This is a genomic window from Myxococcota bacterium (genome assembly GCA_039030075.1).
In the GTDB taxonomy this organism is placed as follows: Bacteria; Myxococcota_A; UBA9160; order UBA9160; family SMWR01; genus JAHEJV01.
In genome coordinates this window covers 1-13,002 of record JBCCEW010000035.1, presented here as the reverse complement: position 1 = coordinate 13,002, position 13,002 = coordinate 1, and the positions used below count along the sequence as shown (strand labels likewise).

General features: G+C 70.0%; 15 protein-coding genes. 7 read left to right on the top strand and 8 right to left on the bottom strand.

Translation table 11 applies throughout. The features are described 5' to 3' along the window. Nucleotides 1-7: 7 nt before the first annotated feature. Nucleotides 8-940: a ferritin-like domain-containing protein gene (locus tag AAF430_24435; GenBank protein ID MEM7413402.1), complete on the bottom strand. Its 933-nt coding sequence runs from the start codon at nt 938-940 to the stop codon at nt 8-10. Nucleotides 941-1,097: 157 nt separating this feature from the next. On the opposite strand from AAF430_24435, the gene AAF430_24430 reads away from it, so the two are divergent. After that, complete coding sequence (locus AAF430_24430) at nt 1,098-2,036, top strand: nitronate monooxygenase (GenBank protein MEM7413401.1); 939 nt, start codon at nt 1,098-1,100, stop codon at nt 2,034-2,036. Here AAF430_24430 and AAF430_24425 read toward each other — a convergent pair. From AAF430_24425 to AAF430_24400, 6 genes are all read right to left on the bottom strand, one after another. Continuing rightward, complete coding sequence (locus AAF430_24425; protein ID MEM7413400.1) at nt 2,021-2,908, bottom strand: thiamine pyrophosphate-dependent enzyme; 888 nt, start codon at nt 2,906-2,908, stop codon at nt 2,021-2,023. The two genes, AAF430_24430 and AAF430_24425, sit on opposite strands and share 16 nt — an antisense overlap. Then, nucleotides 2,905-3,984 (bottom strand): transketolase C-terminal domain-containing protein, encoded by a 1,080-nt coding sequence (locus AAF430_24420; protein MEM7413399.1) that lies wholly within the window; start codon nt 3,982-3,984, stop codon nt 2,905-2,907. The genes AAF430_24425 and AAF430_24420 overlap by 4 nt, the downstream gene beginning before the upstream one ends. After that, nucleotides 3,981-4,229 carry a 4Fe-4S dicluster domain-containing protein gene (locus AAF430_24415; protein ID MEM7413398.1) on the bottom strand — a complete coding sequence of 83 codons (249 nt, stop codon included), beginning with the start codon at nt 4,227-4,229 and terminating at the stop codon, nt 3,981-3,983. The genes AAF430_24420 and AAF430_24415 overlap by 4 nt, the downstream gene beginning before the upstream one ends. Then, complete coding sequence (locus AAF430_24410) at nt 4,226-4,819, bottom strand: 2-oxoacid:acceptor oxidoreductase family protein (GenBank protein ID MEM7413397.1); 594 nt, start codon at nt 4,817-4,819, stop codon at nt 4,226-4,228. Before AAF430_24410 ends, AAF430_24415 begins: the two co-directional genes overlap by 4 nt. 1 nt (nt 4,820) lies before the next feature. After that, on the bottom strand, nt 4,821-5,510 hold the full coding sequence (locus AAF430_24405) for a TetR/AcrR family transcriptional regulator (protein MEM7413396.1): 690 nt from the start codon (nt 5,508-5,510) through the stop codon (nt 4,821-4,823). A 123-nt stretch (nt 5,511-5,633) separates the two neighbouring features. Continuing rightward, a complete protein-coding gene (locus AAF430_24400) occupies nt 5,634-7,115 on the bottom strand; it encodes an AMP-binding protein (GenBank protein MEM7413395.1) in 1,482 nt (493 codons plus the stop codon). A gap of 53 nt (nt 7,116-7,168) precedes the next feature. Here AAF430_24400 and AAF430_24395 point away from each other — a divergent pair, with 53 nt between their 5' ends. From AAF430_24395 to AAF430_24385, 3 genes are read left to right on the top strand one after another with little or no spacing between them, the layout of a single operon-like run. Continuing rightward, on the top strand, nt 7,169-8,107 hold the full coding sequence (locus AAF430_24395) for an NAD(P)-dependent oxidoreductase (GenBank protein ID MEM7413394.1): 939 nt from the start codon (nt 7,169-7,171) through the stop codon (nt 8,105-8,107). Between the two features lie 15 nt (nt 8,108-8,122). Next, nucleotides 8,123-8,488, top strand: a complete 366-nt coding sequence (locus AAF430_24390; GenBank protein ID MEM7413393.1) for a hypothetical protein — start codon at nt 8,123-8,125, stop codon at nt 8,486-8,488. A 31-nt stretch (nt 8,489-8,519) separates the two neighbouring features. Then, nucleotides 8,520-9,716, top strand: coding sequence for an alkylhydroperoxidase-related (seleno)protein (locus AAF430_24385; GenBank protein ID MEM7413392.1), 1,197 nt, complete (start codon nt 8,520-8,522; stop codon nt 9,714-9,716). Nucleotides 9,717-9,718: 2 nt separating this feature from the next. On the opposite strand, the gene AAF430_24380 is transcribed toward AAF430_24385, so the two are convergent. Further along, entirely contained in the window at nt 9,719-10,564 is an 846-nt protein-coding gene (locus tag AAF430_24380; protein MEM7413391.1) for a glutathione S-transferase family protein, read from the bottom strand. Nucleotides 10,565-10,677: 113 nt separating this feature from the next. On the opposite strand from AAF430_24380, the gene AAF430_24375 reads away from it, so the two are divergent. The 3 genes from AAF430_24375 to AAF430_24365 all read left to right on the top strand — a co-directional run bounded on the left by AAF430_24375 (nt 10,678) and on the right by AAF430_24365 (nt 12,914). Continuing rightward, the gene (locus AAF430_24375; protein MEM7413390.1) at nt 10,678-11,307 is read left to right on the top strand and encodes a TetR/AcrR family transcriptional regulator; all 630 of its coding nucleotides are present in this window, start codon (nt 10,678-10,680) and stop codon (nt 11,305-11,307) included. 106 nt (nt 11,308-11,413) lie between these two features. Continuing rightward, on the top strand, nt 11,414-11,830 hold the full coding sequence (locus AAF430_24370) for an ArsI/CadI family heavy metal resistance metalloenzyme (GenBank protein ID MEM7413389.1): 417 nt from the start codon (nt 11,414-11,416) through the stop codon (nt 11,828-11,830). Nucleotides 11,831-11,909: 79 nt separating this feature from the next. Further along, nucleotides 11,910-12,914 (top strand): glutathione S-transferase family protein, encoded by a 1,005-nt coding sequence (locus tag AAF430_24365; GenBank protein ID MEM7413388.1) that lies wholly within the window; start codon nt 11,910-11,912, stop codon nt 12,912-12,914. Nucleotides 12,915-13,002: the final 88 nt, after the last annotated feature.

Here is a 13,002-nt window from a genome sequence, read left to right as displayed (position 1 = left end):
TGGCTGGCTAGGCCGACAGCGGCGGGACGTCCTCGCCCCGGCTGCGGGCGCGATGGCGTTCCATCAGGGTCTGGGCCGCTTCGAGCAGGATCCTGCGCGGCGGCCCCTGGTCGAGGATCTCGTCGAGTTCATCGAGCTCCTCTTCGGTGAAGCCCGCTTCGAGGCGCTCTTCGCGCGCGACCGAACGTGTGCCGAAGGCGAAGCGCGCATCGGTCTCGCGCTGGAACTCCTTCGCCCGCGTGGCGCGCTCCGGGTCGTCCGCGGTGAAGCGCTTCACCCAGTCGCTGCCGAAGCGGACGTGGGTGAGCTCGTCGGCGAGGACGAAGTCGGAGGCCTGGGCGACGACGTCGTCGTCGTTCGCCTTCCCGTACTCGATGAGCGCGCGGAACGCGTCGCAGGCGAGGCCTTCGAGGCAGCGGTTCACGCCGGCGACGCGCAGCACCGGGTCTTCCGCGCAGGAGGTCTCGTAGAGGAAGGTGTTCTCGGGGAACTCGCCGACCTCGCCGCCGACGTGGTCGATCAGCTTCTCGAAGATCTGCACGTGGCGCGCTTCGTCCCAGCACTGCCGCGCCATGTTCATCTTGAATTCCCAGGGCGCGTCGGGGAAGTCCCAGACCGTGCGGCTGGCGGCTTCGAGGGCCTGGAGTTCGCCCACGAAGATGCCGTGGAGCTGGGCGCGCAGCTGGAGTGGCGTGCGGTCGACGGTCTGGGCCGCACCCGCGGCCGTCGTCAGGATCATGAAGCCGGGACCGAGGTCGTCGAAGACGGGCTCCAGGGCCGTGCCCTCGACCCGTTCGCGAATCTTCGGGGCGACCTCTTCGAGCACCCGCACGATCCCGTCGGCGTCATGGGGGAGCGAGCGGAACAGTTCGTTGCGGGAGTTCGTGCGCTTGAAGCGCACATCGCGCGCGAGTTCTTCGTGGGGCAGAAATCGCTTCACCAGGGTCCTCGGTTGGCGGGCGGCGCCCGCAGGGCCACCCCAGAATGGCCCGGACCGGGCGAAAGCTCAACGGGGGCCCCGTTCGCCGCCAGCGGGTCACCCGGGTAGGATCTCGCCCCGCTCCGGACTTCCGACCGAGAGCATCCGGAGGGCCCCCATGTTCGACAATCGCGTGACCCGACTCCTGGGAGTCGACATCCCGATCGTGCAGGCCCCCATGGGCTGGATCGCCCGTTCGCCGCTGGCCTCGGCCGTGTCGAAAGCCGGCGCGCTCGGCATCATCGAGACCTCCTCGGGAGAGCTCGACGCGATCCGCGGCGAGATCCGCAAGATGCGCGAACTCACCGACCGCCCCTTCGGCGTGAACATCGCCCAGGCCTTCGTGCGCGATCCCGCGATCGTGGACTTCGTGGTCGAACAGGGCGTGCGCTTCGTGACCACCTCGGCGGGGAGTCCGACGAAGTACACCCGCCCGCTCAAGGATGCGGGGCTCACCGTCTTCCACGTCGTCCCGACCCTGCGCGCCGCCGAGAAGGCGGTCGACGCGGGTGTCGACGGTCTGGTGGTCGAAGGTGGCGAGGGCGGCGGCTTCAAGAACCCCCGCGAAGTCTCGTCGATGGTGCTGTTGCCGTTGGTGCGCGAGAAGCTCGACGTGCCGATCATCGCGGCTGGCGGCATCTGCGACGGCGCGACAATGGCAGCCGCCTTCGCGCTCGGCGCCGAAGGCGTGCAGATGGGCACGCGGATGGTGTCGGCGGCCGAATCGCCGGTGCACGAGAACTGGAAGCACGCGATCGTCGGGGCCGCCGAGACCGACACGGTGCTGCTGAAGCCCGAGAAGGGGCCGGCGCTGCGCGCGCTCCGCACCGAGCGCTCGACGCGTCTCGAGGCGGGCGAGGGCAACCCCATGGAAGAGCTCGGGGGCGGGGTCCGCGGGGTCTACTTCGAGGGCGATCTCGAGGCCGGGCTCGCACTCACGGGGCAGGTCGCCGGGCGCATCGGGTCCGTCGAGCCCGTCGCGCAGATCATCGACGAGACCGTCCGCGAGTTCCGCGCGACGGTCGAGGGCATGGCGAAGGCTCACCTCGCCGGCTGACGGGCTCCCCGCGCGGCCGCTTCGCGTTCGGCGGCGGCGTTCTCCTCGAGCAGCTGTTCGGTGGTGACGCAGCGCTCGGCGTTCTTCAGCTCACCCGTGAAGTGCACCGGGCGGAGCACGTTCTCGAGGTAGTCGGGACCCTCCGCGGTCGGGACGAACCAGCCCGTCGGGCACATGGTCAGGATCTCGACGAACGAGAAGCCGCGCCCCTCGAGCTGGGCTTCGAAGGCGCGGCGCAGCATGGCCTTCGTCTTCACCACCGAGGCGGCGTCGTGGACGCTGCCGCGCGCGGCGTAGGCCGTGCCGCCGAGCGGGGCGATCAGGTCGCCGATGCGGATCGGGTGGCCGTGGTAGGCGGCGTCGCGACCCTCGAGGCTGTTCTTCGTGCGCTGCCCGAGCGTCGTGGTGGCCGTCATGTGTCCACCGGTCTCGCCGAACACGCCGTTGTTGAGCAGCACGCAGGTGACCGCTTCACCGCGGGCGGCCGTGTGCAGCACTTCCTGCAGGCCCTCGTTCACCATGTCCCCGTCGCCCTGGAGCGTGAAGAGCAGACAGTCGGGGCGCATGCGTTTGGCCCCCGTCGCCACCGACGGTGCGCGACCGTGCAGGGCCTGCACGAGATCGACGTCGAGGGTGCTGGTGAAGGCGGTGTAGCAGCCGATGCCGATCACCCCGATCGCACTCTCGGCGCAGCCGAGCTCCTCGATGGCGTCCAGCAGGATCCGGATCGCGACCGGTTCGCCGCAGCCTGGGCACAGGTCGTGGTCTTCGTGGAGCAGCAGGCGCGGTCGGAAATGACCCAGGCGCTTCGCCGCCTCCTCGGGCGGCCGGTCGATCGGGACCGTCGGCGGGGCGGGGCGGTCGTCGCTCACTGCACGCCTCCTCGTGCGGCGAGGGCTGCTTCGACGCGGCGGCGGATCTCGGCCGGCGCATAGAGATCGCCGACCCCGAAGCCGGCGTCGTCGCTCGAGATGCCGCCGATCGCCTCGACCGGCGCGCGTCCGAGTACCGCGAGTCGCACGTCGTCGATCATCTGGCCCCCGTTCTGTTCGAGGACGGCGACGCGCCGTGCCCCGCTGGCGGCTTCGGACAGGGCCGGCGCCGGGAAGGGCCAGAGCGAGATCGGGCGGAACAGGCCGACGCGGACGCCTTCGGCGCGCAGCTCCTGCACGACCGAGCGCGCAAAGCGCGCCAGGGAGCCGAACGCGACGATCACCAGCTCGGCGTCCTCGCAGGCGAACGCCTCGTGGCGCATCTCGGTCTCGGCCATCCGATCGTGCTTTTCCTGGAGGCGCACCCAGAAGCGTTCGGGTTCGATGCCCTTCGCACCCTTCTCCATCCCGAGCGGGTTCAGGTTTCGCGATCGCCCGCTGCCCCCGAGTCGTCCGTCGACGGCCCATTCCTTTTCCGGAAGGGCGGGGAGGTCGAGGGGGGCGAGTTCCACCGACTCGTAGGTGTGGGCGAGAAAGAAATCGCCGTAGATCTGAACCGGGTTGCGCCAGTGATCGGCGAGGTGGAAGGCGAGCTGGGTGAGCTCGACGGCTTCCTGCACGTCGCTCGGCGCGAGCACGAGGTGGCGATAGTCGCCGTGGCCCCCGCCGCGCGTCGCCTGGGTGTAGTCGAACTGGCCGCGCGCCATGTGAAAGACGACCAGGGGGAGCTCGGCGCGGGTGATCTCCGAGAGCGACTCCTGCATCAGGGCGAGCCCTTGCCCCGTCGATCCAGTGGCCGCTCGGGCCCCGGTGGCCAGCGCGCCCCAGGCCATCCCGACGGCTTCGAGCTCGCTCTCGGCGTTGATGCACACGCCGCCTTCCGTCGGCAGCGCCTCCGCCATGTGTTCGAGGAGCTCGGTGAAGGGGGTCATCGGGTAGCCCGCGAAGAAACGGCAGTCCGCGAGCAGCGCTGCGCGGGCGATCGCGAGCGAGCCTTCGAGGAGTTCGGCGGTCACGGGGAAACCTCGTGTTCCTGGGGCGTCTCGTAGCGGTAGATCTCGAAGCAGAAATCGGGGCAGACGAGCAGGCAGGCGCCGCAGCCCGTACAGCCCGGCACCAGCTCGGGAATCGGATAGCCCTGGGCGTTGTGGGTTTCCGACATGCGCAGCACGCCCGGCGGGCAGGCGGGGACGCACAGGGCGCAACCCTTGCAGCGGTCGGCGGCGAGCGTGACGGTTCCGCGGGACACCACGGCGCTCATGCTGCGCGCTCCGAGGAAGTCCAGGCGGGAGCCACCGCGTGAGGCGTGACCTCGAACCCGCGACGCAGCGCGGCTTCGTTGAGCTCGCGGTGTTCGCGACGTCGGGCGGGCAGCGTGGCGTCCATGGCGGCGACCAGCGCGTCGAGGGAGACGAGCGCCGTCGCGTTGGCGAAGGCGCCGAGCAAGAGCAGGCTCCCCGCGCGTCCGGCGCCCAGCTCCGAGGCGAGACGCGTGGCCTCGACCGAGAACACCCGCCAGGGCGGCTCGATCTGGGGTTCTGCCAGGCCGTCTTCGAAGAGCGACGCGTTCACGCACACCACAGCGCCCGGTTCGAGCTTCGCGGCGACGGCGGGGAAGAAGCTCGGGTGCATGCCCAGGCCGGCCCAGGCGCGGGACACGATCGGTGTCCCCGTCACCGGCGCATCCGCGACGAGCAGCGTCGAGTCGGTGGGGCCACCGCGCATCGTGCCACCGTAGGAACCGAAGAGCAGCGCATGCCGTCCTTCGGCCACCGCGGCCCGCGCGAGGATCTGTGCGGCGAGCTGGATGCCCTGGCCGCCGATGCCGGTGAAGAGGATCGCGCGTTCCATCTCAGTCGCTGCCTCCGTCGGTGGCCAGGGCCAGGCCCGCGAGCGCAAAACGCACGAGGTGTGTCGCGTCGTCGCGCGTCGGCGGCTCGGGCTGGGTGAGGCTGCGCTGCAGCCAGCCCATCGCGAGGGTGTAGAGCGTGTCGGCGTCTCGCTGGGGGTGTCCGGGCCAACCGGCGCGCGCGGCCTTTTCCAGACGTTCCCGCAGCGGCCCGATCAGGCGCGCTTCCGAGGCGGCGACCTCGTCGGGGAAGAGTTCCGAGAGTCGCGCGCGGGAACACGCGAAGGGTCGGGTCGCCGCGGCTGCTTCGGCTTGCAAGCCCTGCTCGAGGATGCCCTCCAGCCAGTGGCGCACCTGCTCGGCCGGATCCTCCGCACGGTCCAGGCGATGGTCGAGATAGCTGCCCAGCATCCGCACGCCCTCGTCGAGCACACACAGGAGCAGCTCGTCCTTCGATTCGAAGTGGCGGTAGAAGGCCTGATTCGAAAGGCCCGCGCGCCGCAGGATCTCGGAGACGCGGGGCTCGAGCGCGCCCGTTTCGCGAATCAGTTCGAGGCTCGCCTCGACCAGGCGGCGCACGGTGTCGTCGTGCCGGGCCGCGCGGGACGCCCCCGCCCTCCGCGCCGATCGGCGCGCCCAGCGCCCCAGCGCCGCGGGAGCTGCCTCGGGAGCGTCCGAAGTGTTCGATTTCACGAAGAGAACCTCGTTCTCGATTCGCGAGAATGGTATTCTCACCGGCGACACGAAGCAACCCCCCGGTCTCGCCGGCGCTCGCGGGACCGGGGCGGGGTCCCGGGAGGGGGCGGACGCGTGGGATCAGCCGCTGACGATCTGCTCGACCAGCAGGGCGCGCTGGACCTGGCCGGTGGCGGCGGTCCGGGGCAGGGCGTCGACGAAGACGAGCCGGCGCGGCTTCTTGAAGGACGCGAGTCGATCGCGGCAGAGCGCCTGCAGCGCGTCGAGGTCGGGCGGGGGTCCCGACCCGCGCACGACCACGGCGCACACCACCTCGCCCCACTGCGGATCGGGCACGCCCACGATCGCGACCTCGGCGATGCCCGGGTGTTCGCGCACCACCGCTTCGACTTCGGAGGGCGCGACGCTCTCGCCGCCGGTGCGGATCAGTTCCTTCTTGCGACCGACGACCTGCAGGTAGCCCTCGTCGTCGAGCTCGCCGAGGTCGCCGGTGTGGAACCAGCCGTCGCGCAGCGCTTCGGCGGTGGTGGCCGGGTCGTCGAAGTAACCGTCGAAGAGATACTTGCTGCGCAGGACGATCTCGCCGTCGTCGGCGACGCGCAGGTCGACGCCCGGCGACGCCGGCCCGACGCTGCCCGGCTTTCGCAAGACGTCGGCGTCGGGAAGCGTGGTTCCCGAGCCGGCTTCGGTCGACCCGTAGTAGATGCGGGTCGCGCTGTCGGGAAAGCGTTCCTTGAGGGCGCGGACCAGCTCGATGGGGACGGCGGAGGTGCCCGTGTCGGCCTCGCGCAGGCTCGAGGTGTCGTAGCGGCTCGGGTCGTGGTCGAGGATGCGCGCCCACACCGCTGGGATCGCGTAGAGCCGGTTCGCGCGTCGGCGCTCGACGGTCGCCAGCAAGGTGTCGGCATCTGCGGACTCGACCAGGGCGATCTCGCCCCGCGTCTGCCACGCGGCGATCGACAGCGTGAAGCCGGCCATGTGGAAGAGCGGAAACATGCAGACCGAGCGTTCCGGAACGTCGCGGAAGACACCCTGGAAGCCGCGCAGGTAGTTGGCGCGATGCGAGAGCACCACCCCCTTCGGGCGGCCGGTGCTGCCGCTCGTGAAGAAGAGGACCTGGGGATCTTCCTCGCGCAGCGCCGGCTCGACCCAGCCGCTGTCGTCGGCCTGGCTGGCCAGGGCGGTCAGGTCGAGTCCGGGGCCGTCGCACTCGCCCAGGTGGGCGAGGCGCGGAACGTCGGCGGCCTTCGCCACGCTCTCGGACGCCGCCGCGCGCTGGGCGTCGCTCACCAGCAGGGCCGGTCGCGCCAGGGCGGCCACGGGCGCCGCTTCGTCGGCGCTGTAGCGGGCGTTCAGTGGCGCAAAGACGGCGCCGAGCTTCGCGCACGCGACGAACAGGGGCAGCACTTCCAGGCAGGTGTCCGACCAGGTGACCACGCGATCGCCGTGCCCGATGCCCTGCGCGCGCAACCCGTGAACGAGCCGGTTCGCCATGGCGTCGAGGGCGCGGTGCGAGAGTGTGCGCTCCCCCAGCGAGGCCGCGATGTCGTCGGGAACCACTGCCGCGTTGCGACGCACGATGTCCCCGACCAACATTTCCATGCGCGCAGCATGACCCGTGCGTGCGAGGCCAGCAAGAAGCCAGAGAGCACCGCGTGAGTTCGCATCCCCTTCGCATCCTCAGTCACTTCCCGCTCGGATTGCTCGCGCCATTGCGAGAGCGCTTCCCCGACATCGCCGTCGAAGTCGTGCCGGAAGAAGGCGCGCTCGAACCGGGGCTCGTCGGCGACGTACTGCTCACGCAGGCGTGGGGCAGCCCGAACCTCGGAGCGCTGCTGCGCTGCGGCGTGCGCTGGGTGCACGCCTACGGCACCGGGGTCAACGCGTTTCCGTTCGCGGAACTCGGCGACGTGCCGCTCACCTGTTCCCGCGGCGCCAGCGCGACCCCGATCTCCGAGTGGGTGATGGCGATGCTGTTGGCCGCCGAGAAGCGTCTGCCCGATGTGTGGATCGAAGAGGCTCCCGAGCGCTGGAACCGCTTCGATCTCGGGGGGCTCGACGGACGGACCCTCGGCTTGCTCGGCTTCGGGGGCATCGCGCGGGCGACGGCCGAGCGCGCACTGCCCTTCGGCATGCGGGTGTTGGCGCACCGCCGCTCTACCCAGCCGTCGGACCTCGACGGGGTCGAGATCGTGTCGTTCGACGCGCTCCTGGCCGAAGCCGACCACCTGGTGGTCGCGGCACCGTACACGCCGGCGACGCGGGGGCTCCTGGGCCAGGACACCTTCGCGCGCATCAAGGAAGGCGTGCATCTCATCAACGTCGCGCGCGGCGGCCTCGTCGATCAGGACGCACTGCGTGCGGCCCTCGACTCCGGTCGGGTCGCGCTCGCTTCCCTCGACACGGTGACGCCCGAGCCGCTCCCCGCCGGCCATTGGCTCTACACCCACCCGCGCGTGCGGTTGTCCCCGCACTGTTCCTGGAACGGACCGGGCGCACTCGACCGATTGCTCGATCCGTTCCTCGAGAATCTCACTCACTTCCTGAACGACGAACCGCTCGCATACCGGGTGGACGTCGAGCAGGGCTACTGACACCGGAGGATGGCCATGTCCGAAGCATCCGAACCCACGGCCGATGTTGCGTCGCGGCTCTTGTTCGAGAACGAGCGCGTGAAGATCTGGGAGATGCGCCTCGCACCGGGCGAAGAGGGCCCGCTGCACCAGCACCACCTCGACCACATCCTGGTCCAGATCACCGGCGACCGGATGGCCGTCGTCCCGGATCCGCGCACCCAGTCTCCCTACGCCGAATACCTCGAAGCCGACGTCGTGCCCGGTCAGCACTTCTACATCCCTCGGGGCGGCGTCGAGCGGGCACGCAACGTGGGCGAAGAGCCGTACTACGAGCTGCTGATCGAACTGAAGGATCCCCCCGCCGCGTCTGGCGGAGGAGCCTCCGGCTCCCGTGCTTGACTCTTTGCAGGGGTCGTCGGACCCTGTGGACATGGCCTTCGACTACTCCGACGCTCCCTACCCGATCCGGTCCGATCTGGCCGACGCGTTCCGCAAGGCGTGGGACTGGATTGCTGCGCCGGGCTCGTTCTGGACCGGCGCCCAGCGCGTCGCGATCGTGGCCGAGGCCCGACTGGCCAAGGAAGACTTCCTCCGTCGCGGCGGCGTCCTCCCGCTCTCGCCGAGCGCCGTCGAGCGCGACTACGACGTGTCGGGGGAGCTTCCCGAGGCGGCGAGCGAGGCGATCCACCGGATCGTGACGGACGCGTCGAGGATTTCGAAGGGGTGGCTCGACCGCACGCTGGCGGCTGGTTTGTCCGAGGGCGCCTACGTCGAGCTGCTCGGCGTGGTCGTCATGTCGATCTCGATCGATGCGTTCCACCGCGCGCTCGGCCTGGCACCCGAGCCGCTGCCCGCGCCCGTGGCCGGCGAGCCCACCGGGGAAGTTCCCGCCGGCCTGGTGCCGGGGCCGGGGTACGTCGCCACCCTCGACAAGGCGGCCGCGGTCGGGCCCTACGAGGATCTCTTCCCGCCGCTGCCCCAGATTCCGAACGTGCTGCGTGCGCTGAGCCAGGTGCCCAGCAACGTGCGGATGCTCAGCACCCTGAGCTCGGCCCAGTATCTGCCCCACGAACGTCTCGGCAATCTCGGTGCGAATACCGGGCGCGCACTCTCACGCTCGCAGATCGAACTGGTCGCGGGCCGCGTCTCGGCGCTCAATGAGTGCTTCTACTGAACGTCGGCACACACCATGCTGCTCCGTGAGAGCAGCGCGCTGCAGGGAGAGAGCCCGGATCTGCTCGCCGTGACCGACGGCGCGCGTGCGGCCGGGTCGGGAGTTCCGGGCGGAGAGGCGCTGATCGGGTTCGTCGAAGCGGCGGTGCGCGGAGACGCGGGCGACGCGAAACGCGCGCGCGAAGCGGTGGCGACCGAACTCGGTGACGCAGCGGTCGTCGACGCCGCGGCCGTGATCGGCAACTTCTCGCGGATGGTGCGGATCGCCGACGGCACGGGCATTCCCCTCGACACGCCGGTTGCGATGCTCAGCGCGGACGTGCGCGAAGAACTCGGCATCGACGCGTTCGGGTCCGCCGGGAACACGCCGGCACTGGCGGGCTGGCAGCGCTGGCTCGGGCGCGCGCTGCGTCCGGCGATGAGCCTGGTGATGCGCCGCTTCTCGGCGCGCTGAGCTCAGCGCATCGCCTCGCGCAGCGTCGTGCCCGTGAGCTTGCGGAACCAGCCGTAGGCCTGGAGCGCCAGGCCGGGCAGCCCGCGGCTTTCGACCTCGCGCGCGAACGCGGGGCGTTCCAGGAGCCGGGCGTAGAGCGCGGCGAGCTTCGGGTGTCGCTCGAGCGGGTACCCCGCGCCCGCGAGTCGGTGCACCGAGATGAACCACGCGATCTCGAGGACCGAGAGACGATCCCCGAGCAGCCACTCGCCGTCCGCGAGCCAGCTTTCGAGGGTTTCGAAGGCACGACCGAAGGCGGCACCCGACGCGCGGCCCTGCTGGCGCGTGATGCCCTGGTCGGCAAAGTCGCGCCACCACCGCACTTCGATGGCCCGCTTCTCGTCTTCTACGCCGGCCTGGGCGAACCGCTCGAGGGTGGCGGGCGGCTTCTTCGCGAGGGTCGCCGGAACCAGGAAACCCATCGTGATCGTCCGCAGGTCCATGTGGAGCCCGTCTTCGAGCTCGAGTGAGGTTTTCGCCCGCTCGCCTTCGGCGGCGTCCTGGGGAAAGAAGGGCGACGCCTCGGACGGCAAGGCATCGAGGTACGCCAGGATGTCGTTGCTCTCGATGTGGACGACGCCGTCGTGCACCAACACCGGCACGACGCCGCGCGGGTTGATGCCCACGAACCAGGGGTGGGTGTTCTCGTGGCGGATCAGGTCGACCGGGTGTGATTCCCAGTCGAGTCCCTTCTCCGCCAGCAGGATCCGCACCTTCTGAGAGCAGGAGCTCGCCTGGAAGTGCAGCAGGTGCAGACCCTTCCAATCGAGGACCTCGCGGGTCGTGACGCCATCCGAATCGAGTTGCATCGGGCCTCCTGGGATCGGTTCCCGGGTCGAGCATGGGCTTATCCAATCGTATAAGCTCGCCCCCGGTCGGCAAGCCCCGTTTGGGGGAAATGCCCTGGAACGAGGTCAGTCGGGTGGCGGGGAGACGGTCGGCAGTCGCGGAGCAGGACGTCGCAGACGAGGGGCGCCGCGGCCGGATTCTCTCGGCTGCGCTCCAGACCTTCGCCGAGCGGGGCTTCGATGGAGCCACGACCCGGGAGATCGCCGAGCGGGCCGGCGCCAACCACGGCCTCATCCGGTACTACTTCTCGAGCAAAGAGGAGCTCTGGAAGGCCGCCGTCGACCGCTGCTTCGAAGAGTTGACCGGGGAACTCGGAGACGCCGCAGCGAACCAGGACGTGGCCGCGGCCGAGACCGAGCGGCTGGTGCGGCGCTTCGTGCATTTCACGTCCCGGAATCCCGAGTTCATCCGCCTGATGAACGACGAGGGCAAGCGCAACGGGGCGCGCATGCGTTGGTTGGTGAAGCGGCACGTGCGCCCGATCTACGAAGCGCTGGTTCCAAGGCTCGAAGAGCTCGGCAAGCAACGCGGCGGGCCGCCGATTCCGCCCCTGTCGCTCTACTACATCATGGTGGGCGCCGCGGGGCTGATCTTCAGCCAGGCCCCGGAAGCCAAGGCGGCCAGCGGAGAAGACCCGACCACCGAAGCCGCCGTCGAAGCCCACGCCGACGCGGTCGTTTCGCTCCTGCTCGGCCGGCGCTAGGGCCGCGAGGCCGTCCCGAACGAGCGCCCGCTTGACGCAGCCTTTATTTTGATTATTATCGAAATATAGAAATGAGAAACGCGCCCCCGCGCACAGGAGACCCCGCATGCGTCTGCAACTGGCACTCAACGTGAGCGACCTCGAGGCCGCGATCGAGTTCTACCGCAAGCTCTTCGCGACCGAGGTGCACAAGCGCAAGCCCGGCTACGCGAACTTCGAAGTGGAATCGCCTCCGCTCAAGCTCGTGCTCTTCGAGAACAAGACCGCCGACGAGTCGCTCAATCATCTCGGAGTCGAAGTGCCCGAGGAGGCGGATCTCGACGCTGCGGTCACCCGCGTACAGGAAGCGGGCCTGGCCCATCGCGTCGAGGAAGACACCACCTGCTGCTACGCACGGGCGGGGAAGGTGTGGACCCAGTCTCCCGACGGTCTCGCCTGGGAGTGGTATCGGATCCGCGAGCACAGCGAGAGCTTCGGCGGCTTCGACCCGAACGAGCTCCAGACGGTCGAGCGCTGCTGCTGAGGCCGTAGCGTTCGTGCGCTTGCCTCCCGGGTGGTGCGCCGTGCGATACTCGCGCGTCCCCACCCGGAGGCAGACGCGCATGGCCAGCGACACCCACTACCGCATCTTCGGAGTCGAGCTTTCCCCGTACTCGGTGAAGGTCCGCTCCTACTTCCGCTACAAGCAGATTCCCCACGAGTGGGTGGTCCGCGACCAGTCGACGATGGGGGAGTATCAGCAGCACGCGAAGCTGCCGATCATCCCGCTGGTCGTCGGCTCCGATGGGAGCGTCCAACAGGACTCGACGCCCATCCTCGAGACCTTCGAAGCGGCGCATCCCGAACCGTCGATCCACCCGGACGACTCCATCGCCGCCTTCGTCTCGGCGCTGCTCGAGGAGTTCGGCGACGAGTGGGGCAACAAGTGGATGTTCCACTACCGCTGGGCGCGCGAAGCCGATCAGGTCTCGGCGTCGGAGCGGTTGGTCGCGAGCATGATGCCCGGGGTCGAGGGAGCGCCCTTCGCCGACGCCGCGGCCGGGCTGCGCGAACGCATGCTGGGGCGTGTCTGGTTCGTCGGCAGCAGCCCCCAGACGGGTCCCCAGATCGAGGAGTCCTTCCAGGAGGGCGTTCGTCTGCTCGACGCGCACCTCGCGGATCGCCCCTATCTGTTTGGCGGTCGGCCTGCATTCGGCGACTTCGGGCTCTGGGGACAGGTCTACAACGCCTTCACCGATCCGACGGCGGGGGCGTTCCTCCGCGAGCACACGCCGCGGCTCCTCCCCTGGATCGAGCGGATGCTGGAGCCGAAGGACGAAGGCGCGTTCGAGGGTTGGGCGAGCCTGGCCCCGACGCTCACGCCGTTCCTCCGGTCCCAGGTCGGAACGCTCTTCCTCCCCTGGAGCGTCGCCAACGCCGCGGCGCTCGCGGACGGCGCCGAGGAGTTCAGCGTCGAACTCGCCGGGCGCACCTGGACCCAGAAGCCCCAGAAGTACCACGCGAAGTCGCTCGTGGCGCTGCGCGCGAAGTACGCGGCGGCGCGCAACCCGGGCCTGGATGCCCTGCTCGACGAAACCGGTTGCCGCGAGGCGATCGCGGCGGGCTGAGCCCGAGCCCAGCCCGCTGAGCCCGAGCCCAGCCCGCTGAACCCGAGCCCAGCCCGCTGAACCCGAGCCCAGCCCGCTGAACCCGAGC